Here is a 22,111-nt window from a genome sequence, read left to right as displayed (position 1 = left end):
AAGTGTCCGACAGGGAACCGCCACGCCGTCGCGTGCCCGGCCCCGCCCAGCCCGTGCGCCCCGGTGCCCGGCGCAGCCCGGGCCCCGGCGCCCGCCCGGCACGCCGCCCGGCGCCGGGCCGCCGCCCCGCCCCGCGCACCATCCGGCTCGGCAGCCCCCGCCCCCGGCTGCGCCTGATCGGCCTCGCACTGGCACTGGTGATGACCGCCTTCGTCCTCCGGCTGCTTCAGGTGCAGGCCGTGGACGCGAGCGCGTACACCGCCAAGGCCGACCAGAACCGCTACGTCGGCCGCACCCTGGCCGCCGTCCGCGGCGAGATCACCGACCGCAACGGCGTCGAACTGGCGACCAGCGTGGACGCGTACGACATCACGGCCGACCCGACGCTCTTCACCCCCAAGGCCACCAAGGTGGCGGACGCCCCCGAACAGGCAGCCGCGCTGCTCGCCCCGATCATCGGCCAGGACGCCGCCGAGGTCGCCAGGAAGCTCAAGACCCCGGACACCCAGTACGTGCTGCTCGCCCACCGCCAGACCCCCCAGGTGTGGAACCAGATCAAGGATCTGAAGAACACCCTCGCCGCCAAGGCGAGGACGGACCCCAACACGGCCAACGTCCTCGCCGGGGTCCTCGCCGAGCCCACCAACAAGCGCGTCTACCCCAACGGCGACCTCGCCGCCGGGCTACTCGGCTGGGTCAACGCCGACGGAAAGGGCGCCGGCGGCATCGAGCAGCAGCTGAACCAGGAGCTGGCGGGCAAGGACGGCAAGATCCGCTACGCCCAGTCCGGCGGCCGTCTGGTGCCGACCGCGGGCTCCGCCGAGACACCCGCCGTGGCAGGTTCCGACGTCGAACTGACCCTCGACCGGGACATCCAGTGGGCCGCCCAGAGGGCCATCACCGAACAGGTGAAGAAGTCCGGGGCGGACCGCGGGTACGTCGTGGCGCAGGACACCCGGACGGGTCAGATCCTGGCCCTCGCCAACTCGCCCGGCTTCGATCCCAACGACCTCTCGCACGCCAACGCGGCGGCCCTCGGCAACGCCGCCCTGCAGGACGCGTACGAGCCCGGCTCCACCGCCAAGGTCATGACCATGGCGGCCGTGCTTCAGGAGAACGCCGCGACCCCGCTGACCCACGTCACCGTGCCCAACCGGCTGCACCGCGGCGACCGGCTCTTCGCGGACGACGTCGACCACACGACCTGGTACCTGACCCTCAACGGCGTCCTCGCCAAGTCCAGCAACATCGGCACCATCCTGGCGGCCGGCCAGCTCGGCAGGACGCAGGCGCAGGCCAATCAGGTCCTGTACTCCTACCTGCGCAAATTCGGCATCGGCCGCCCCACCGGACTCGACTTCCCGGGTGAGACCGCCGGCATCCTCGCGCCGCCCGGCAAGTGGTCGACCTCCCAGCAGTACACGATTCCTTTCGGCCAGGGTGTGTCGATCAACGCGGTGCAGGCCGCGTCCGTCTACTCGACCATCGCCAACGGTGGCGTGCGCGTCGAGCCCACCCTGGTGCGCGGCATGAAGGGCCCGGACGGCCGCTTCACCCCGGCCCCGCAGCCCAAGAAGACCAGGGTCGTCAGCGACATGACGGCGAAGACGCTCGCCCAGATGCTGGAGGCCGTCGTGGACGACGGGCAGGGAACCGGCAACAAGGGGCGCATCCCCGGCTACCGCGTCGCGGGCAAGACGGGTACGGCCAACCGCGTGGATCCGGCCACCGGCAGGTACCGCGGCTACACGTCCTCCTTCGCCGGCTTCGCCCCCGCGGACAACCCCCGCGTCACCGTCTACTGCGCGATCCAGAACGCCACCAAGGGCAGCTACTACGGCGGCGACATCTGTGGTCCGGTCTTCAAGCAGGTGATGGAGTTCGCCCTGAAGACCCTCCAGGTCCCGCCCACCGGAGCCGCCCCAGCGAACCTGCCCGTCACGTTCACGCCATGATCAGCTCTACGAAGCACCACGGGAAAGACCGACGAGGAACCAGCTCGTGACAACCAACACTCCCGATCCCGGGAACCGCACCCCGCCCTCGCCCTCGCTTCGCCCCCGGAGGGGTACGCCCGGTACGCTCACCGCCGTGCCACACGCTGATCAGTCCCCCACCACTCAGAAGGGCGCTTCCGTGACATACCCGGGACCGCCCAGGCCGCACCACGTCTCCGCCACACCCCTCGCGGAGCTCGCCGGCCAGCTGGGTGTCACCGCCCCGGAGGGCGCCGCCGAGGTCACGGGCATCACTCACGACTCTCGCGCCGTGCGCCCCGGCGACCTGTACGCCGCCCTGCCCGGCGCCCGAGCGCACGGCGCCGACTTCGTCACCCAGGCCGCCGGACTCGGCGCGGTCGCCGTGCTGACCGACCCGACGGGCGCCGAGCGCGCCGCCGCGACCGGCCTGCCGGTCCTGGTGGTCGACGACCCGCGCGCACGAATGGGCGAGCTGGCGGCCACGATCTACGGCCACCCCGGCCGTGACCTGCTCCAGATCGGCATCACCGGCACCTCCGGCAAGACCACCACCGCCTACCTCGTCGAGGGCGGCCTGAAGACGGTCCGCTCCACCGGACTCATCGGCACGGTGGAGATGCGCATCGGCGAGACCCGCATCAAGTCCGAGCGCACCACCCCCGAGGCCACCGACCTGCAGGCACTCTTCGCGGTCATGCGCGAGCGCGGGGTCGAGGCCGTCGCCATGGAGGTCTCCAGCCACGCGCTGGTCCTCGGCCGCGTCGACGGCTGCGTGTTCGACGTCGCCGTCTTCACCAACCTCAGCCCGGAACACATGGAGTTCCACTCCGACATGGAGGACTACTACCGGGCGAAGGCGCAGCTGTTCACGGAGAAGCGCAGCAGGCTCGGCGTGGTCAACTTCGACGACGAGTACGGCCGCAGGCTCGCCAAGGAGGCCGGCGTCCCGGTCGTCACGTACTCCGCCGAGGGCCACCCGGACGCCGACTGGCATGCCGAGGACGTCCACATCGGCCCGCTGGACTCCACGTTCACCGTGATCGGCCCCAAGGAGCAGCGGATCACCGCCAGGTCGCCGCTGCCGGGCCCGTTCAACGTGGCGAACACCCTCGCCGCCATCGTCGCCCTGGCCGAGGCCGGGCTGGACCCGCAGACCGCCGCCGACGGCGTCGCCGCCGTACCGGGCGTCCCCGGGCGCCTGGAACGCGTGGACGCCGGGCAGCCCTACCTCGCGGTCGTCGACTACGCCCACAAGACCGACGCCGTCGAATCGGTGCTGCGCGCCCTGCGCAAGGTCACCGAGGGCAGGCTGCACGTCGTCATCGGCTGCGGCGGCGACCGTGACACCACCAAGCGCGCCCCGATGGGCGCCGCCGCGGCCCGGCTGGCCGACACCGCCGTACTGACCTCCGACAACCCGCGCTCCGAGGACCCCCTCGCGATCCTCGCCACCATGCTCCAGGGCGCCGCGTCCGTGCCCGCGCACGAGCGCGGCGAGGTCCAGGTCTTCGAGGACCGGGCCGCCGCCATCGCAGCCGCCGTCGCCCGCGCACGGCCCGGGGACACCGTGCTCGTCGCGGGCAAGGGCCACGAACAGGGCCAGGACATCGCCGGAGTGGTCCGTCCCTTCGACGACCGCCAGGTGCTTCGCGAAGCTATCCAGAAGACCCAGGGATGAACTTGTGATCGCCCTCTCCCTCGCCGAGATCGCAGAAGTCGTCGGCGGGCAGACGCATGACATACCGGACCCGTCCGTCCAGGTCACCGGGCCGGTCGTCCGGGACTCCCGCGAGGTGGGGCCCGGTTGCCTCTTCGTCGCCTTCGTCGGCGAACGCGTGGACGGCCACGACTTCGCGCAGGCGGCCGTCGAGGCCGGTGCCGCCGCCGTCCTCGGGTCGCGCCCCGTGGGCGTGCCCGCGATCGTCGTGGACGACGTCCAGGCCGCCCTCGGCGCCCTCGCGCGTCACGTCGTCTCACGGCTGGGGGCGACCCTCGTGGCCCTCACCGGCTCCGCGGGCAAGACCAGCACCAAGGACCTCATCGCCCAGGTGCTGCGGCGCAAGGCGCCGACCGTGTTCACACCCGGCTCGCTCAACAACGAGATCGGACTGCCGCTGACCGCCCTCAGCGCCACCGAGGACACCAGGTTCCTCGTCCTGGAGATGGGCGCCCGCGGCATCGGCCACATCCGCTACCTCACCGAGCTGACCCCGCCGAAGGTCGGTGTCGTGCTCAACGTCGGCTCCGCCCACATCGGCGAGTTCGGCGGCCGCGAACAGATCGCACAGGCGAAGGGCGAACTCGTCGAGAGCCTGCCCTCCTCGGACGCGGGCGGCATCGCGGTCCTCAACGCCGACGACCCGTACGTGCGTGCCATGGCCTCCCGTACGAAGGCGAAGGTGATCCTTTTCGGAGAGTCCGACGAAGCGGACGTACGCGCCGAGAACGTGAGACTCACGGACAGCGGACAGCCCGCCTTCAGGCTTCACACACCCTCCGGTGCATCCGATGTGACCATGCGCCTGTACGGTGAGCACCACGTGTCGAACGCGCTCGCCGCGGCCGCCGTCGCCCATGAGCTGGGCATGTCCGCAGACGAGATCGCCGTCGCGCTCTCCGAGGCGGGCTCCCTCTCCCGCTGGCGGATGGAGGTCACCGAGCGCCCTGACGGCGTGACCATCGTCAACGACGCCTACAACGCCAACCCGGAGTCCATGAAGGCCGCCCTGCGCGCGCTGGCCGCCATGGGCCGCGGACGGCGGACCTGGGCGGTGCTCGGCAAGATGGCCGAGCTCGGGGACGAGGCGCTCGCCGAGCACGACGCGGTCGGACGGCTCGCCGTCCGGCTCAACGTCAGCAAGCTCGTCGCGGTCGGGGGCAGGGAAGCGTCCTGGCTGCAACTGGGCGCATATAACGAGGGTTCGTGGGGTGAGGAGTCGGTGCACGTGTCCGACGCACAGGCGGCGATCGACCTGTTGCGCAGCGAGTTGCGCCCGGGAGACGTCGTACTCGTGAAGGCGTCCCGGTCGGTCGGGCTCGAGAGCGTGGCGCAGGCGCTGCTCGAGACCGGTACCGAGGGTGAGGTTGCCGCCCGATGATGAAGCAGATCCTGTTCGCAGGAGTCATTGGCCTCTTCCTGACCCTGATCGGCACCCCGCTGCTGATCAAGCTGCTGGCCCGCAAGGGCTACGGCCAGTACATCCGCGACGACGGCCCGCGCGAGCACCACAGCAAGCGCGGTACGCCGACCATGGGCGGCATCGCCTTCATCCTGTCGACCATCGCCGCGTACTTCCTGTCGAAGCTGATCACCGGCTACCCGCCGAACTACTCCGGGCTGCTGGTGCTCGCGCTGATGGCGGGCATGGGCCTGGTCGGCTTCCTCGACGACTACATCAAGATCGTCAAGCGTCGGTCGCTCGGTCTGCGCGCCAAGGCCAAGATGGCCGGACAGCTGATCGTCGGCGTCGCCTTCGCGGTGCTGGCGCTGCAGTTCGCCGACAGTCACGGCAACACCCCGGCCTCCACCAAGCTCTCCTTCGTGCAGGACTTCGGCTGGACCATCGGCCCGGTGCTGTTCGTCATCTGGGCGCTGTTCATGATCCTCGCGATGTCGAACGGCGTGAACCTCACCGATGGTCTCGACGGCCTGGCCACCGGCGCGTCCGTGCTTGTGTTCGGCGCGTACACGTTCATCGGCGTCTGGCAGTTCCAGGAGTCCTGCGCCAACGCCATGACGCTGACCAACCCGTCGGCCTGCTACCAGGTGCGCGACCCCCTCGACCTCGCCATCGTCGCCTCCGCGCTGATGGGCTCCTGCCTGGGCTTCCTGTGGTGGAACACCTCACCCGCCAAGATCTTCATGGGCGACACCGGGTCGCTCGCGCTGGGCGGCGCCCTGGCCGGCCTTGCGATCTGCTCCCGCACCGAGCTGCTGCTGGCGCTGCTGGGCGGCCTGTTCGTCCTGATCACCATGTCCGTCGTGATCCAGGTCGGCTCCTTCCGTCTCACCGGCAAGCGCGTCTTCCGGATGGCGCCGCTCCAGCACCACTTCGAGCTCAAGGGCTGGTCCGAGGTCCTGGTGGTGGTCAGGTTCTGGATCATCCAGGGTATTTGCGTGGTCGTCGGACTGGGCATCTTCTATGCAGGATGGGCAGCGGAAAAGTGACCGACTGGCAGGGCAAGCACGTCACCGTCGCCGGGCTCGGCGTCTCGGGCGTCCCGGCGGCCAAGGTGCTGCACGGTCTCGGCGCGGTCGTGACCGTCGTCAACGACGGCGACGACGAGCGCGCCCGGGCGCAGGCCGCGGAGCTGGAGGCGCTCGGGATCACGGTCCGGCTCGGCGACGGCGCGACCCTGCCCGAGGGCACCGAGCTGATCGTCACCGCGCCCGGCTGGAAGCCGGACAAGCCGCTGTTCGCCGCCGCCGCGGAGGCGGGCGTGCCGGTCTGGGGCGACGTCGAGCTCGCCTGGCAGCTGCGCGGCCCCGACGCCGCCCCCTGGCTCGCGGTCACCGGCACCAACGGCAAGACCACGACCGTGCAGATGCTCGCCTCCATCCTGAAGGCGGCGGGCCTGCGCACGGCCGCCGTCGGCAACATCGGGGTCTCGCTGCTCGACGTCGTCCTCGGCGAGGAGAAGTACGACGTGCTGGCGGTGGAGTTGTCGAGCTATCAGCTCCACTGGGCCCCGTCGCTGCGCGCCCACTCCGCCGTCGTACTGAACCTGGCGCCCGATCACCTCGACTGGCACGGCTCGATGGAGGCCTACGCCAAGGACAAGGGCCGTATCTACGAGGGAAATCGGGTCGCTTGCGTCTACAACGTCGCCGACAAGGCCACCGAGGACCTGGTGCGCGAGGCGGACGTCGAGGAGGGCTGCCGGGCCGTCGGCTTCACGCTGGGCACGCCCGCGCCGTCCCAACTCGGCGTCGTGGACGGCATTCTGGTGGACCGCGCCTTCGTCGAGGACCGGCAGAAGAACGCGCAGGAGCTGGCGGAGGTCTCCGACGTCAACCCGCCCGCCCCGCACAACATCGCCAACGCCCTTGCGGCGGCGGCCCTCGCGCGCGCCTTCGGGGTGCCCGCCAAGGCAGTACGGGACGGCCTGCGCGCCTTCCGGCCGGACGCGCACCGCATCGCGCACGTCGCGGACGTCGACGGCGTCGCCTACGTCGACGACTCCAAGGCCACCAACATGCATGCCGCTGAAGCCTCGTTGGCGGCCTATGAGTCGATCGTGTGGATCGCGGGCGGGCTCGCCAAGGGGGCGACCTTCGACGAGCTGGTCGCGGGCGCGGCCAAGCGGCTTCGGGGTGTGGTGCTCATCGGTGCGGACCGGGCGCTGATCCGTGAAGCCCTCGCGCGACACGCGCCGGAAGTACCCGTGGTGGACCTGGAACGGACCGACACTGGGGCGATGCGGGCGGCTGTGGCCGAGGCGCGGAAGCTGGCGCATGCGGGTGACACCGTGTTGTTGGCCCCTGCTTGCGCCTCGATGGACATGTTCGCCAACTACAGCAAGCGTGGGGATGCGTTCGCGGAGGCCGTTCGCGAACTCGGTGAGGGTACGGGCGCCTGACGCCGGGTCTCGGCCACCGCCGGTGGCCTGGGGACCCTTGGAGGGACGCGTGAGTCGAATGTGGCTGATGATTCGTCGGCGGCGGTCCGCCGGTGTCACAGCGACGATGAGGTGACCGGTGGCAGCCAGTAGCCGTACCACGCCGCGTGCGCCCAAGCGCCCTCCCACCGCCCTGCCGCCGCGCGACAACGCCCTCACCCGGCTCGTCGCGCGGGCCCGGCGGGCCTGGGACAGGCCCCTCACCGCGTACTACCTGATCCTCGGCAGCAGTCTGCTGATCACGGTGCTGGGTCTGGTGATGGTCTACTCGGCCTCCCAGATCACCGCGCTGCAGATGTCGCTGCCCGGGTCGTACTTCTTCCGCAAGCAGTTCCTGGCGGCGGCGATCGGGGCCCTGCTGATGCTCGTCGCCTCGCGGATGCCCGTGAAGCTGCACCGGGCGCTGGCGTACCCGATCCTAGCCGGTGCCCTCTTCCTGCTCGTCCTGGTGCAGGTGCCGGGGGTGGGCATGGCGGTCAACGGCAACCAGAACTGGATCTCGCTGGGCGGCTCCTTCCAGATCCAGCCCAGCGAGTTCGGCAAGCTCGCGCTCGTGCTGTGGGGCGCCGACCTGATCGCGCGCAAGCAGGACAAGCGGCTGCTCACACAGTGGAAGCACATGCTGGTGCCGCTCGTTCCGATGGCGTTCCTGCTGCTCGGGCTGATCATGCTGGGCGGCGACATGGGTACGACGATCATCCTGACCGCGATCCTGTTCGGACTGCTGTGGCTGGCCGGGGCGCCCACGCGGCTGTTCGCCGGCGTCCTGGGCGTCGCCGTCGTGCTCGGCGCCCTCGCCATCGAGAGCAGCCCGCACCGCCTGAACCGCCTGGCCTGCATCGGCGCGACCGACCTGGGTCCGAACGACATCTGCTGGCAGGGCGTGCACGGCCTCTATGCCCTCGCCTCGGGCGGAATCTTCGGTTCAGGGCTCGGTGCCAGTGTGGAAAAATGGGGGCAACTCCCCGAGGCGCACACGGACTTCATCTTCGCCGTCACCGGTGAGGAACTCGGCCTCGCGGGCACGCTGTCGGTACTGGCCCTCTTCGCGGCTCTAGGCTATGCGGGTATCCGCGCGGCCGGACGTACGGAGGATCCCTTCGTGAGGTATGCCGCGGGAGGCGTGACCACCTGGATCATGGCCCAGGCCGTGATCAACATCGGTGCGGTGCTCGGCCTGCTGCCGATCGCCGGCGTCCCGCTCCCGCTGTTCTCCTACGGAGGATCCGCCCTGCTGCCGACCATGTTCGCCATCGGGCTGCTGATCGCCTTCGCACGCGACGAGCCCGCTGCGCGGGCGGCGCTTGCGATGCGGCAACCCCGCTTTGGTAGAAAGCGGGCGGGAGGCTCTGTGTCTGACCGGGGGCCTCGGAGATGGAACACGATGCGACGGCGTGCCTCGGCGGCGCGTTCGTCCGGAGAGCGGTGAATTTCGGTGCATGTCGTACTCGCCGGTGGGGGGACCGCCGGCCACATCGAGCCCGCGCTCGCCCTCGCGGACGCCCTGCGCAGGCAGGATCCGACCGTGGGGATCACGGCCCTGGGCACGGAGCGCGGGCTGGAGACCAGGCTCGTCCCCGAGCGCGGCTATGAACTCGCGCTGATCCCCGCCGTCCCCCTGCCGCGCAAGCCGACCCCCGAGCTGATCACGGTCCCCGGGCGGCTGCGGGGCACGATCAAGGCGGCCGAGCAGATCATCGAGCGCACCAAGGCGGACGCCGTCGTCGGCTTCGGCGGCTATGTCGCACTGCCCGGCTACCTGGCCGCCAAGCGCCTCGGCGTGCCGATCGTCATCCACGAGGCCAACGCACGCCCCGGCCTCGCCAACAAGATCGGCTCGCGGTACGCCGCCCAGGTCGCCGTCTCCACCCCGGACAGCAAGCTGCGCGGCGCCCGCTACATCGGCATCCCGCTGCGCCGCTCCATCGCCACCCTGGACCGCGCCGCCGTACGGCCCGAGGCCCGCGCCGCCTTCGGTCTCGACCCGAACCTGCCGACGCTGCTGGTCTCCGGTGGCTCGCAGGGCGCCCGCCGGCTCAACGAGGTCGTCCAGCAGGTCGCCCCGTACCTCCAGCAGTCCGGCATCCAGATTCTCCACGCGGTCGGCCCGAAGAACGAACTGCCGCAGGTGCACCAGATGCCAGGGATGCCCCCGTACATCCCGGTACCGTACCTGGACAGGATGGACCTCGCGTACGCCGCGGCCGACATGATGCTCTGCCGTGCGGGCGCGATGACCGTCGCCGAACTCTCCGCCGTCGGGCTGCCGGCCGCGTACGTTCCGCTGCCCATCGGCAACGGCGAACAGCGGCTGAACGCCCAGCCGGTGGTCAAGGCGGGCGGCGGACTGCTGGTCGACGACGCGGAACTCACGCCGGAGTGGGTCCAGCAGAACGTCCTGCCGGTGCTTGCCGACCCGCACCGGCTGTACCAGATGTCCCATGCCGCCGGCGAGTTCGGCCGCCGTGACGCCGACGAACTGCTGGTCGGCATGGTGTACGAGGCGATCGCCTCGCGCCACCAGTAACAGCTTGAGGGAAGGCAGGAACCGTGGCCGGACCGACGACCGCCGAGCGCGGTGAGCGGAAGCAGGTTCGGCCCGGCCCGCCCCGGCCGCCCCGCCTCCGGCGGCTGCGCACCCTTCGTATGCTCATCATCCTTTCGCTGGTGGTGGTGTTGGCGGCCGGCGGCTCACTCTGGCTGCTGTACGGCTCCCCGTGGCTGCGCGTGGAGCATGTGTCCGTCTCCGGAACCCGGGTGCTGACCGCGGCGCAGGTGCGCGAGGCGGCCGGAGTACGGATCGGATCGCCGCTGATTTCCGTCGACACCGAGGCGATCGAGGCGCGTGTGCGCCGGAAACTGCCCCGAATTGACACGATTGACGCCGTCCGCTCCTGGCCCCGTGGAATCGGGCTGAAAGTGACTGAACGTACTCCGGTTCTGGTCATCAAAAACGGCGGAAAGTTCGTCGAAGTGGACAGGGAGGGCGTACGGTTCGCCACGGTTTCGCAGGCCCCGAACGGCATCCCGGCTCTGGAATTGACGGTGTCCAAGTCGGCCGGCTGGCGCCGATTCGGCACCGACCGGATGGTCCGCGAGGCCGCCCTCGTGGCCCAGGACGTACCGGCCGGCGTCAAGCGGGACGTCCGGACCGTCAGAGTCCGGTCTTACGACGCCATCTCGCTGGAGTTGACCGGCGGGCGGACCGTGCTGTGGGGCAGCAGCGAGAGGGGCCGCGCGAAGGCCACCGCGCTCACCGCGCTGATGAAAGCCGCGTCCGGCGCGCGCCACTTCGATGTCAGCGCTCCCATCGCCCCGGCGTCATCGGGGAGTTGACGCACATCCGCGCAGGCCAGCACCCTGGTTGGGCACTGCTACGGCTGATCACATAGGGTGAAAAGAAAAGCGGGAGGTTCGGCGTGTTCGTTGAACGGGCGCCACTTGTCGACTTAGTGTCCTGTTCGGAAGAGTCCAAGGAACAGACACACTGGTAACCCTAAACTTCAGGGTTAGGGTTCGGGTCGGCGTTCGGACCGTCCCATTCGGCATCTGCCGTCGAGCCGCGGGAAGCCGCGGGTCGACGGCAACGTAATTCGAGGCGAGAGGCCTTCGACGTGGCAGCACCGCAGAACTACCTCGCAGTCATCAAGGTCATCGGTGTCGGCGGCGGTGGTGTCAATGCCATCAACCGGATGATCGAGGTCGGTCTCAAGGGCGTCGAGTTCATCGCCATCAACACCGACGCGCAAGCTCTGTTGATGAGCGACGCCGACGTCAAGCTGGACGTCGGCCGGGAACTCACGCGCGGACTCGGCGCCGGGGCCAACCCGGATGTCGGCCGCAAGGCCGCCGAGGACCACCGCGAGGAGATCGAGGAGGTCCTCAAGGGGGCCGACATGGTCTTCGTGACGGCCGGTGAAGGCGGCGGCACCGGCACCGGCGGCGCGCCCGTCGTGGCCAACATCGCGCGCTCGCTCGGCGCGCTCACCATCGGCGTGGTCACACGCCCGTTCACCTTCGAGGGACGGCGGCGCGCGAACCAGGCGGAGGACGGCATCGCGGCCCTCCGTGAAGAGGTCGACACCCTCATCGTCATCCCGAACGACCGGCTGCTGTCCATCTCGGACCGCCAGGTCTCGGTCCTCGACGCCTTCAAGTCGGCCGACCAGGTCCTGCTCTCCGGTGTCCAGGGCATCACCGACCTCATCACCACGCCCGGCCTGATCAACCTCGACTTCGCCGACGTCAAGTCCGTGATGTCCGAGGCCGGTTCCGCCCTCATGGGCATCGGTTCGGCCCGCGGGGACGACCGCGCGGTGGCCGCGGCCGAGATGGCGATCTCCTCGCCCCTCCTCGAGGCGTCCATCGACGGCGCCCGCGGTGTGCTGCTGTCCATCTCCGGCGGCTCCGACCTCGGCCTGTTCGAGATCAACGAGGCCGCCCAGCTGGTGAGCGAGGCCGCCCACCCCGAGGCCAACATCATCTTCGGTGCCGTGATCGACGACGCCCTCGGCGACGAGGTCCGGGTCACCGTGATCGCCGCCGGCTTCGACGGCGGCCAGCCCCCCGCCAAGCGGGAGAACGTCCTCGGCTCGTCCTCGCTCAAGCGCGAGGAGCCGGTCCGCCCCGCCGAGAGCCGGCCGTCCTTCGGCTCGCTCGGCAGCGTCACGCCGAAGGAGGCCCCGGAGCCCGCCCCGGAGCCGGTGGCCGACCTCCCGGTGCCCCCGCCGTCGGTGCCGCCGTCGCGGACCTACTCGGACAGCGCGGCCGAGGAACTGGACGTTCCGGACTTCCTCAAGTGATAGGACAGCGCGACACCCTGAGCGGCGCGCACTTCGCCTTCACCGATCGGTGGGGCGGGGTGAGCGCCGCTCCGTACGAGGAGCTCAACCTCGGCGGCGCGGTCGGCGACGACCCCGAGGCCGTACGCACCAACCGGGAGCTGGCCGCGAAGTCGCTCGGCCTCGATCCGGCCCGGGTGGTGTGGATGAACCAGGTGCACGGTGCCGACGTGGCCGTGGTGGACGCCCCCTGGGGTGAAAACCCGGTGCCCGAGGTGGACGCGATCGTCACCGCCCGGCGCGGTCTCGCCCTCGCGGTGCTCACCGCCGACTGCACCCCCGTCCTGCTCGCCGACCCGGTCGCCGGCATCGTGGCCGCCGCCCACGCCGGCCGGCCCGGCATGGTCGCCGGAGTCGTCCCCGCCGCCGTCCGCGCCATGATGGAACTGGGCGCCGACCCGTCCCGGATCGTCGCCCGTACGGGACCCGCGGTCTGCGGCCGGTGCTACGAGGTGCCGGAGGCGATGCGAGCCGAGGTGTCCGCCGTCGAACCGGCGGCGCACGCCGAGACGAGCTGGGGCACTCCCGCGGTCGACGTGACCGCCGGCGTGCACGCGCAGCTCGACCGGCTCGGGGTGCGCGACCGGGCGCAGTCGCCGGTGTGCACGCTGGAGTCGCACGATCACTTCTCGTACCGCCGTGACCGTACGACCGGGCGGCTCGCGGGCTATGTCTGGCTGGACTGATGGGGCATGACGGACCGTAGGGATCACATCGCCGCGAACCTCGCAAAGGTGGAGGATCGGATCGCCGCCGCGTGCGCGGCCGCCGGTCGCAAGCGCGAGGAGGTGACCCTGATCGTGGTCACCAAGACCTATCCCGCCTCCGATGTGCGGATTCTGTCGGAACTCGGTGTGCGGCACGTCGCCGAGAACCGCGATCAGGACGCGGCACCGAAGGCGGCGGCTTGCTCGGATCTGCCGCTTTCGTGGCATTTTGTCGGCCAGTTGCAGACCAATAAGGTGCGATCCGTGGTCGGTTACGCGGATCTTGTGCAGTCCGTCGATCGTTCCAAGCTGGTGACGGCCCTGTCCAAGGAGGCCGTACGGGCCGGGCGCGAGGTGGGCTGTCTCATCCAGGTCGCGCTCGACGCGGGGGCGAGCCGCCGAGGGGAGCGCGGAGGTGTGGCGCCCGAAGGAATCGAAGAGTTGGGCGACCTCGTCGCGAACGCGCCGGGGCTGCGGCTGGACGGCCTGATGACGGTCGCGCCGCTCACCGGCGAGTACGCGGGGCGTCAACGGGCGGCGTTCGAGCGGCTCATGGATTTGTCGACCGACCTGCGCAGGGCCCATCCGGCTGCCACCATGGTCTCGGCAGGAATGAGTGCGGACCTCGAGGAGGCCGTTGCGGCCGGGGCGACACATGTGCGCGTCGGCACTGCGGTACTCGGAGTCCGCCCCAGGCTCGGGTAACGTCGCCAAGAAGTCGGACCACAGCAGAAAATATGGTCATTACCGCTGATAGGCGGGCGTAACGACCTCGTGGATCGCGGGCACTTGGCAGTCGTCAGCCGATCCACCACAGAGCGGAGGACTCAGAGCATGGCCGGCGCGATGCGCAAGATGGCGGTCTACCTCGGCCTCGTGGAGGACGATGGGTACGACGGCCGGGGTTTCGACCCCGATGACGACTTCGAGCCCGAGCTCGATCCGGAGCCCGAGCGGGACCGCAGGCGGCACGAACCGACTCACCAGGCGCACCAGGCACTTCAGTCCCAACGGGACGAATCGGTACGCGTGGTGCAGCCGCCGGCGCCACGCGATCCGGTGTCCCCTTCCGCTTCGCTACCCGCGGAATCCGGGCGTCCGGCCCGCATCGCGCCCGTGGCATCCATCACACAAGAACGCCAGAGTCTGGAGAAGAACGCACCGGTGATCATGCCCAAGGTCGTGTCCGAACGAGAGCCGTACCGGATCACCACGCTTCACCCCCGGACGTACAACGAGGCCCGTACCATCGGGGAACACTTCCGTGAGGGCACTCCTGTGATCATGAATCTGACTGAGATGGATGACACAGATGCGAAGCGACTTGTCGACTTTGCGGCCGGTTTGGTGTTTGGTCTTCACGGCAGCATCGAGCGGGTGACGCAGAAGGTGTTCCTGTTGTCGCCTGCTAACGTCGATGTCACGGCGGAGGACAAGGCCCGCATCGCAGAGGGCGGGTTCTTCAACCAGAGCTGAGACGCACGACCGGAAAGACGGCACGGGAGCAGGGGAGAGGGAAGCGCGGACCATGGGCGTGTTCCTACAGGTTGTCTACATCGCGCTGATGTGCTTCCTCGTCGTGCTGATTTTCCGGTTGGTCATGGACTACGTCTTCCAGTTCGCCCGCTCATGGCAACCCGGCAAGGCGATGGTGGTCGTTCTGGAGGCCACCTACACTGTCACCGATCCACCGCTGAAGCTTCTGCGGCGGTTCATCCCGCCGCTGCGTCTCGGGGGCGTGGCGCTCGACCTGTCCTTCTTCGTACTGATGATCATCGTCTACATCCTGATCTCGATCGTGGGCAGCTTCGCGAGGTGAATGTGGACGATACGGTCTTGCCGACTGCCGATGACTACGTTGAGGTGAAGACATGCCGCTGACCCCCGAGGACGTTCGGAACAAGCAGTTCACGACCGTCCGCCTCCGAGAAGGCTATGACGAGGACGAGGTCGATGCCTTCCTCGACGAGGTCGAAGCCGAACTGACCCGCCTGCTCCGGGAGAACGAGGACCTGCGCGCCAAACTGGCCGCCGCCACTCGTGCCGCCGCGCAGAACCAGCAGAACATGCGCAAGCCCCCGGAGGGCCAGGACCAGCAACATCAGCAGCAGGGCATGCGCGGTCCCGGGGCTCCCGTTCCCGCCGGGATATCGGGCCCGCCGCAGCAGCAGATGGGCGGCCCCATGGGTGGCCCGCCCCAGCTGCCGAGCGGTGCCCCGCAGCTGCCGGCCGGCCCCGGCGGCGGTCAGGGTGGTCCCCAGGGACCGGGTCCGATGGGCCAGGGTCCGATGGGCCAGGGTCCGATGGGCCAGGGTCCGATGGGTCAGGGGCCGATGGGTCAGGGGCCGATGGGTGGCCAGCCCCCGATGCAGCAGCAGATGGGTGGCCCCATGGGCGGTCCGATGGGCGGCCCCATGGGTGGTCCGGGCATGCCCGGCCAGGGTCCCGGTGGCGACAGCGCCGCGCGTGTTCTCTCGCTGGCCCAGCAGACCGCCGACCAGGCGATCGCCGAGGCCCGCGCCGAGGCCAACAAGATCGTCGGTGAGGCCCGCAGCCGCGCCGAGGGTCTGGAGCGCGACGCCCGTGCCAAGGCGGACGCCCTGGAGCGGGACGCGCAGGAGAAGCACCGCGTCGCGATGGGCTCCCTGGAGTCCGCCCGCGCCACGCTGGAGCGCAAGGTCGAGGACCTGCGCGGCTTCGAGCGCGAGTACCGCACCCGCCTGAAGTCGTACCTGGAGTCGCAGCTGCGTCAGCTGGAGACCCAGGCCGACGACTCGCTGGCCCCGCCGCGCACCCCGGCCACGGCTTCCCTGCCGTCGCCGTCGGCGCCGTCGATGGCCCCGGCGGGCGCGAGCGCCCCGTCGTACGGCGGCAACCAGACGATGGGCGGTGCTCCGGCCCCGTCCGCTCCGTCCTACGGCGGCCAGCAGCAGATGTCCCCGGCGATGACCCAGCCGATGGCGCCGGTCCGTCCGCAGGGCCCGTCGCCGATGGGCCAGGCGCCCTCGCCGATGCGCGGGTTCCTCATCGACGAGGACGACAACTGAGGGTCGTGAAGACGCCGTAGGCGTCGGCAGCGTTCAGGGCGGGGCCCCGGATCTCGATCCGGGGCCCCGCCCTTTCGTGTGGCATCTCTTTCGTGCGAAGTCCTTGGCGCCCGTGTTCGGACCGGGGAGCGGCTGTGCGTACGGACGCAACGCCGAAGGCCCGGGCCCGCCGAGATCGGCGGACCCGGGCCTTCGGGTGTGTCTTACGCCTTGCGCAGGCGGAAGGTCAGGGACAGGCCCTCGTCGGTGAACGGCTCACCGTAGGTCTCGTCCGCCTCGCCCTGGGCGAAGTCCGTGGCGAGGACCTCCTCGGCGATCAGACCGGAGTGCTCGGTCAGGGCCGCGATGACCGCCGGGTCCGTCGCGGTCCAGCGCAGCGCGATGCGGTCGGCGACGTCCAGGCCGCTGTTCTTGCGGGCCTCCTGGATCAGGCGGATCGCGTCACGGGCTAGGCCCGCCTGCCGCAGCTCCTCGGTGATCTCCAGGTCGAGGGCGACCGTCGCGCCCGAGTCGGACGCCACCGACCAGCCCTCGCGCGGGGTCTCCGTGATGATCACCTCGTCCGGGGCGAGGGTGACGGTCTCGCCGTCGACCTCCACCGACGCCGTGCCCTCGCGCAGGGCCAGGGACAGCGCCGCCGCGTCGGCGTTCGCGATGGCCTTGGCCACGTCCTGGACGCGCTTGCCGAACCGCTTGCCCAGCGCGCGGAAGTTCGCCTTCGCCGTGGTGTCGACCAGGGAACCGCCGACCTCGGAGAGGGACGCCAGGGACGAGACGTTCAGCTCCTCCGTGATCTGCGTGTGCAGCTCCTTGTCCAGGGACTCGAAGCCGGCCGCCGCGACGAGCGCACGCGACAGCGGCTGGCGCGTCTTGACGCCCGACTCCGCGCGCGTGGCACGGCCCAGCTCCACGAGACGGCGCACCAGCATCATCTGCTGCGACAGCTCCGGGTCGATCGCCGACAGATCCGCCTCCGGCCAGGACGCCAGGTGCACCGACTCCGGGGCGCCCGGGGTCACCGGCACGATCAGGTCCTGCCACACCCGCTCGGTGATGAACGGGGTGATCGGGGCCATCAGCTTCGTCACCGTCTCCAGGACCTCGTGCAGCGCGCGCAGCGCGGCCTTGTCGCCCTGCCAGAAGCGGCGGCGGGAGCGGCGGACGTACCAGTTGGAGAGGTCGTCGACGAACGCGGACAGCAGCTTGCCGGCGCGCTGGGTGTCGTACGCCTCCAGCGCCTGCGTCACCTGGTCGGTGAGCGCGTGCAGCTCCGACAGCAGCCATCGGTCCAGGACCGGGCGGTCGGCCGGGGCCGGGTCGGCCTCGCTCGGCGCCCAGTTCGACGTGCGGGCGTACAGGGCCTGGAAGGCGACCGTGTTCCAGTAGGTGAGGAGTGTCTTGCGGACGACCTCCTGGATCGTGCCGTGGCCGACGCGGCGTGCCGCCCACGGGGAGCCGCCGGCCGCCATGAACCAGCGGACCGCGTCCGCGCCGTGCTGGTCCATCAGCGGGATCGGCTGCAGGATGTTGCCCAGGTGCTTGGACATCTTGCGGCCGTCCTCGGCCAGGATGTGGCCCAGGCACACCACGTTCTCGTACGACGACTTGTCGAACACCAGGGTGCCGACCGCCATCAGCGTGTAGAACCAGCCGCGGGTCTGGTCGATGGCCTCGGAGATGAACTGCGCCGGGTAGCGGGACTCGAACAGCTCCTTGTTCTTGTACGGGTAGCCCCACTGCGCGAACGGCATCGAGCCCGAGTCGTACCAGGCGTCGATGACCTCAGGCACGCGTGTGGCCGTCTTCCCGCAGCCGTCCTGCGGACAGGCGAAGGTGACCTCGTCGATGTACGGGCGGTGCGGGTCCAGCTCCGACTGGTCGCTGCCGGTCAGCTCGGTCAGCTCCGCGCGGGAGCCGACGCAGGTGAGGTGGTCGTCCTCGCACCGCCAGATCGGCAGCGGGGTGCCCCAGTAGCGGTTGCGGGACAGCGCCCAGTCGATGTTGTTGTTCAGCCAGTCGCCGTACCGGCCGTGCTTGACGGTCTCCGGGAACCAGTTGGTCTTCTCGTTCTCCTCCAGGAGCCGGTCCTTGATGGCGGTGGTGCGGATGTACCAGGACGGCTGCGCGTAGTAGAGGAGCGCGGTGTGGCAGCGCCAGCAGTGCGGGTAGCTGTGCTCGTACGGGATGTGCTTGAAGAGCAGGCCGCGCTGCTGGAGGTCCGCGGTGAGCTTTTCGTCCGCCTTCTTGAAGAAGACGCCGCCGACCAGCGGGACGTCCTCCTCGAAGGTGCCGTCGGAGCGCACCGGGTTGACGACGGGCAGGCCGTACGCGCGGCAGACCCTCAGGTCGTCCTCACCGAAGGCGGGGGACTGGTGAACCAGACCCGTACCGTCCTCGGTGGTGACGTACTCGGCGTTCACCACGTAATGGGCCGGCTCCGGGAACTCCACCAGCTCGAACGGACGTTGGTACGTCCAGCGCTCCATCTCGGCGCCGGTGAAGTTCTGGCCGGTGGTCTCCCAGCCCTCGCCGAGCGCCTTGCCGACGAGCGGCTCGGCCACGACGAGCTTCTCCTCACCGTTCGTCGCGACGACATAGGTGACGTCGGGATGGGCGGCGACCGCGGTGTTGGAGACCAGTGTCCAGGGGGTCGTCGTCCACACCAGGAGCGCGGCCTCGCCGGCCAGCGGACCGGAGGTGAGCGGGAAACGGACATAGACCGACGGGTCGACGACCGTCTCGTACCCCTGCGCCAGCTCGTGGTCCGACAGGCCCGTGCCGCAGCGGGGGCACCAGGGGGCGACGCGGTGGTCCTGGACCAGCAGGCCCTTCTTGAAGATCTCCTTCAGCGACCACCAGACGGACTCGATGTACTCGGGCTCCATCGTGACGTACGCCTCGTCGAGATCGACCCAGTAGCCCATGCGGGTCGTCAGCTCGGAGAACGCGTCGGTGTGGCGCAGCACGGACTCGCGGCACTTGGCGTTGAACTCGGCGATGCCGTACGCCTCGATGTCCTTCTTGCCGCTGAAGCCGAGCTCCTTCTCGACCGCCAGCTCCACCGGGAGGCCGTGGCAGTCCCAGCCGGCCTTGCGGGCCACGTGGTAGCCGCGCATGGTGCGGAAGCGCGGAAAGACGTCCTTGAAGACGCGGGCCTCGATGTGGTGGGCGCCCGGCATGCCGTTGGCCGTGGGCGGGCCCTCGTAGAACACCCATTCGGGGCGGCCCTCGGACTGCTCCAGGCTCTTGGCAAAGACCTTCTGCTCGCGCCAGAAGTCGAGCACCGCGTGCTCGAGCGCGGGCAGGTCGACCTGGGCGGGCACCTGGCGGTACTGCGTCATCGATCTTCCTCCGGCGGACGTGCTGCTTCCGTCGGAGGGACGAGAGCCGGGAATTCCGAGAATCCTCCGTACGCCGTGTGCGGCGCGCTCCCGCGGTACCACCCTCCTTGGCCCCCCGGTGCGCCGTACGCGCCGGTGAGCCCCCTCATTGGGGTCGCGAAGCCGGTTCTACTGGCCCCTGGGCTCTCGCTGGGGCGTTCTTCCGGCGGCTCCGGGGTGATCTTCACGTCGCGCTCGCCCCCGGGCTCACACCGTCCCCGGGTCGCTCTGGGCTGCGTACGCCGTTACTCGTCCCCATCCACGCTTTTCGCTCCGCCCAGTGTACGGCGCCGCACGGACGGCGGCCGACCGGATTTCCCGCTCCGGCGGCCGGGGGCGCGAAGGTCCGCGGGTGACCCGAATGGCGAGGCGCCGGCCTGCCGGATTCGGGGAGCGGGGGGCCGGCGGATTACCGGGCGGAGAGCTGGGCACAACGGATGCAGGCTCGCCGTGGGGCACGCGCGTGGCGGGCGATTCGCGGGCGGGCCCCGTTGCCGCGGGCCAGAAGTCGATTTATCGTCCCAGCACGACTCGCGCGCAAGATCACATATGTGAAGGGGCCGCGGCCATGGTGGTGAAGAAGACCGCCGTACAGCAGTCGGCGTCCGGCAGAACCACGGGTGCGGCTGCCTCCGGCGCTGTGGCGGCCAGGAACGTGGACGGGAAGAAGACCACCCATACGGCGGGGGCGAGGCGGACGGTGGGGACAGCCGGCCGGCCGGGCCAGGCTGCCACCGGGGCCGGGAAAGGTGCGCACAGGGCCAGGGGGACGGGGGCGCAGGGAAGGAGCACGGCGGCGCCCCGGGGCGCTGGAGCGGCAACCGCCGCCCCTGGTGGGGCGACGGACCTGGTGAACGCCTCGGAGGGGCCGGGCGCGATGAGGGCGACGGCTGCCGGGACGGACGAGCGGACCAGTGGGAGCACGGCCTCCAGCAAGGCGCCCGCCGGGCAGGCCGGCGCCCGCCGGACGGAGTCGAAGGCGGCACCCTCGAAGAAGGCGGCCAGGAAGGAAGGCGACCTCGAGCGGCCGGCGGGTGAGAAGGCGGCGCCCGGCAAGGCGACGGCGACCGGCACCGTCACCAGGAAGACGGCGGTGAAGAAGAGCGCCGCCGGGAAGAAGGCGCAGGCGAAGAAGTCCGTCTCCGGCAGGGCGGCGACCGGGAAAGCCCCTCCCGAGGCGGCGGCCGAGAAGCCCGCCCCGAAGAAGGCCGCGGTGACCGGCACCGCCGGCAAGGAGGAGGCAGTGAGCAGCACCGCCGCGAAGAAGACGGTGACGAAGAAGGCCGCCGCGAAGAAGACGGTGACGAAGAAGGCCGCCGCGAAGAAGACGGTGACGAAGAAGGCCGCCGGGAAGAAAACCATGGAGAAAAGGGCGGTGGTGAAGGAGACCGCCGGGAAGAAGGCGGTGGCGAAGAAGACCACTGCCCGGACGGTGTCGGCCAGGAAGACCGTCGCCAAGAAGGCAGCGGCGGCCGAGAAGGCGGCGGCCGAGCAGGCCGTCCCGAAGAAGGCGGCGGCCAAGAAGGCCGTCACCAGGAAGTCCGTCACCAAGAAGGCGGCGGCCGAGAAGGCGGCAACCAAGGGTGTCGCTGCCAAGAAGGCGGCAGCACCCGGCACTGTTCCCGAGAAGGCGGCGGCGAAGAAGGCGGCGCCCGGCAAGGAGGCTCCGGTGACCAGCACCGTCGCGAAGAAGGCGGCAGCGAAGAAGGCCGCTGCCAAGAAGACGGCGGCCGAGAAGGCCGTCACCTCGAAGACGGCGGCCAAGAAGGCCGTCACTCCCAAGACGGCGGCCAAGAAGGCCGTCACTCCCAAGACGGCGGCCAAGAAAGCCGCCGCCGAGAAGGCGGCCCCCTCCAAGGCCGCCGCCGACAAGAGCGCCGCGAAGGGCGGCACGACGAAAAGCACCCCCACGAAGAGTGCGGCCAGGAAGAGCACGGCCAAGAAGGCGAGCGAGGTCGAGGCCGCGAAGCAGACGGGAGCCACGACGGTGGTTGCGAAGAAGACTCCTGGGACGGCCACGGCGGACACGGGCCCCACCGCGGTCCCCAAGGCGAGGATCGCCGCGGCCGAGCCCGGGGAACTGGCGGTGCGCCCCGGAGAGGACCCGTGGACCCCCGAGGAGGTGGCCGAGGCGCGCGCCGAGCTGGAGTCCGAGGCCACGCGGCTGCGCGGCGAGATCGACGCCTCCGAACAGGCGCTGGTCGGCCTGATGCGTGACTCCGGGGACGGCGCCGGCGACGACCAGGCGGACACCGGCACCAAGAACATCACCCGTGAGCACGAGATGGCGCTCGCCCACAACGCCCGGGAGATGGTCGAACAGACCGAACACGCCCTGGAACGTCTCGACTCCGGCACCTACGGCCTGTGCGAGAGCTGCGGCAACCCCATCGGCAAGGCCCGTATGCAGGCCTTTCCGCGTGCCACCCTGTGCGTGGAATGCAAGCAGAAGCGGGAACGCCGCCCATGAGCCCCGTCTGAACACGTGATCCGGCGCGGTGGTGTCGTAGTCTCGTGCAGTCAGGGCACCTAGGTTGA

At 70.3% G+C, this 22,111-nt stretch carries 17 protein-coding genes; 15 read left to right on the top strand and 2 right to left on the bottom strand.

Going from position 1 to position 22,111, the window contains the following annotated elements; all coding sequences use genetic code 11:
* Positions 1-2: 2 nt before the first annotated feature.
* From AB0N14_RS27810 to AB0N14_RS27745, 14 genes are all read left to right on the top strand, one after another.
* Positions 3-1,955 carry a penicillin-binding transpeptidase domain-containing protein gene (locus AB0N14_RS27810; protein WP_366028445.1) on the top strand — a complete coding sequence of 651 codons (1,953 nt, stop codon included), beginning with the start codon at positions 3-5 and terminating at the stop codon, positions 1,953-1,955.
* A 181-nt stretch (positions 1,956-2,136) separates the two neighbouring features.
* Positions 2,137-3,657, top strand: a complete 1,521-nt coding sequence (locus tag AB0N14_RS27805; RefSeq protein WP_366028444.1) for a UDP-N-acetylmuramoyl-L-alanyl-D-glutamate--2,6-diaminopimelate ligase — start codon at positions 2,137-2,139, stop codon at positions 3,655-3,657.
* A 4-nt stretch (positions 3,658-3,661) separates the two neighbouring features.
* Positions 3,662-5,077: a UDP-N-acetylmuramoyl-tripeptide--D-alanyl-D-alanine ligase gene (murF, locus tag AB0N14_RS27800; protein ID WP_366028443.1), complete on the top strand. Its 1,416-nt coding sequence runs from the start codon at positions 3,662-3,664 to the stop codon at positions 5,075-5,077.
* Positions 5,074-6,147 carry a phospho-N-acetylmuramoyl-pentapeptide-transferase gene (gene mraY, locus AB0N14_RS27795; RefSeq protein WP_200416935.1) on the top strand — a complete coding sequence of 358 codons (1,074 nt, stop codon included), beginning with the start codon at positions 5,074-5,076 and terminating at the stop codon, positions 6,145-6,147. The genes murF and mraY overlap by 4 nt, the downstream gene beginning before the upstream one ends.
* Positions 6,129-7,559 carry a UDP-N-acetylmuramoyl-L-alanine--D-glutamate ligase gene (gene murD, locus AB0N14_RS27790; RefSeq protein WP_366028442.1) on the top strand — a complete coding sequence of 477 codons (1,431 nt, stop codon included), beginning with the start codon at positions 6,129-6,131 and terminating at the stop codon, positions 7,557-7,559. Before mraY ends, murD begins: the two co-directional genes overlap by 19 nt.
* Positions 7,560-7,731: 172 nt before the next feature.
* A complete protein-coding gene (gene ftsW / locus AB0N14_RS27785; RefSeq protein ID WP_366028462.1) occupies positions 7,732-9,027 on the top strand; it encodes a putative lipid II flippase FtsW in 1,296 nt (431 codons plus the stop codon).
* Positions 9,028-9,033: 6 nt separating this feature from the next.
* The gene (murG, locus tag AB0N14_RS27780) at positions 9,034-10,125 is read left to right on the top strand and encodes an undecaprenyldiphospho-muramoylpentapeptide beta-N-acetylglucosaminyltransferase (RefSeq protein WP_366028441.1); all 1,092 of its coding nucleotides are present in this window, start codon (positions 9,034-9,036) and stop codon (positions 10,123-10,125) included.
* Positions 10,126-10,148: 23 nt separating this feature from the next.
* The gene (locus AB0N14_RS27775; protein ID WP_366028440.1) at positions 10,149-10,934 is read left to right on the top strand and encodes an FtsQ-type POTRA domain-containing protein; all 786 of its coding nucleotides are present in this window, start codon (positions 10,149-10,151) and stop codon (positions 10,932-10,934) included.
* Positions 10,935-11,212: 278 nt separating this feature from the next.
* Positions 11,213-12,400 carry a cell division protein FtsZ gene (ftsZ, locus tag AB0N14_RS27770; protein ID WP_103839872.1) on the top strand — a complete coding sequence of 396 codons (1,188 nt, stop codon included), beginning with the start codon at positions 11,213-11,215 and terminating at the stop codon, positions 12,398-12,400.
* The gene (gene pgeF, locus AB0N14_RS27765; protein ID WP_366028439.1) at positions 12,397-13,125 is read left to right on the top strand and encodes a peptidoglycan editing factor PgeF; all 729 of its coding nucleotides are present in this window, start codon (positions 12,397-12,399) and stop codon (positions 13,123-13,125) included. The genes ftsZ and pgeF overlap by 4 nt, the downstream gene beginning before the upstream one ends.
* Before the next feature lie 6 nt (positions 13,126-13,131).
* Complete coding sequence (locus tag AB0N14_RS27760) at positions 13,132-13,851, top strand: YggS family pyridoxal phosphate-dependent enzyme (RefSeq protein ID WP_366028438.1); 720 nt, start codon at positions 13,132-13,134, stop codon at positions 13,849-13,851.
* 129 nt (positions 13,852-13,980) lie between these two features.
* Positions 13,981-14,622 (top strand): cell division protein SepF, encoded by a 642-nt coding sequence (gene sepF / locus AB0N14_RS27755; RefSeq protein WP_366028437.1) that lies wholly within the window; start codon positions 13,981-13,983, stop codon positions 14,620-14,622.
* 52 nt (positions 14,623-14,674) lie between these two features.
* Positions 14,675-14,965, top strand: a complete 291-nt coding sequence (locus tag AB0N14_RS27750; RefSeq protein WP_103839876.1) for a YggT family protein — start codon at positions 14,675-14,677, stop codon at positions 14,963-14,965.
* A 52-nt stretch (positions 14,966-15,017) separates the two neighbouring features.
* Positions 15,018-16,193, top strand: coding sequence for a DivIVA domain-containing protein (locus AB0N14_RS27745; protein ID WP_366028436.1), 1,176 nt, complete (start codon positions 15,018-15,020; stop codon positions 16,191-16,193).
* Between the two features lie 203 nt (positions 16,194-16,396).
* Here AB0N14_RS27745 and ileS read toward each other — a convergent pair whose 3' ends face one another.
* Together ileS and AB0N14_RS27735 are read right to left on the bottom strand one after the other, a co-directional pair.
* The gene (gene ileS / locus AB0N14_RS27740) at positions 16,397-19,534 is read right to left on the bottom strand and encodes an isoleucine--tRNA ligase (protein ID WP_366028435.1); all 3,138 of its coding nucleotides are present in this window, start codon (positions 19,532-19,534) and stop codon (positions 16,397-16,399) included.
* 582 nt (positions 19,535-20,116) lie between these two features.
* Positions 20,117-20,308, bottom strand: coding sequence for a hypothetical protein (locus AB0N14_RS27735; RefSeq protein ID WP_366028434.1), 192 nt, complete (start codon positions 20,306-20,308; stop codon positions 20,117-20,119).
* A 142-nt stretch (positions 20,309-20,450) separates the two neighbouring features.
* On the opposite strand from AB0N14_RS27735, the gene AB0N14_RS27730 reads away from it, so the two are divergent.
* The gene (locus AB0N14_RS27730) at positions 20,451-22,043 is read left to right on the top strand and encodes a histone H1-like repetitive region-containing protein (RefSeq protein ID WP_366028433.1); all 1,593 of its coding nucleotides are present in this window, start codon (positions 20,451-20,453) and stop codon (positions 22,041-22,043) included.
* Positions 22,044-22,111: the final 68 nt, after the last annotated feature.

The sequence above is a fragment of the Streptomyces sp. NPDC051104 genome, from assembly GCF_040682835.1.
GTDB lineage: Bacteria > Actinomycetota > Actinomycetes > Streptomycetales > Streptomycetaceae > Streptomyces > Streptomyces cynarae.
The sequence above is the reverse complement of the archived record's forward strand: the minus strand, read 5'-3'. Positions and strand labels throughout refer to the sequence as shown.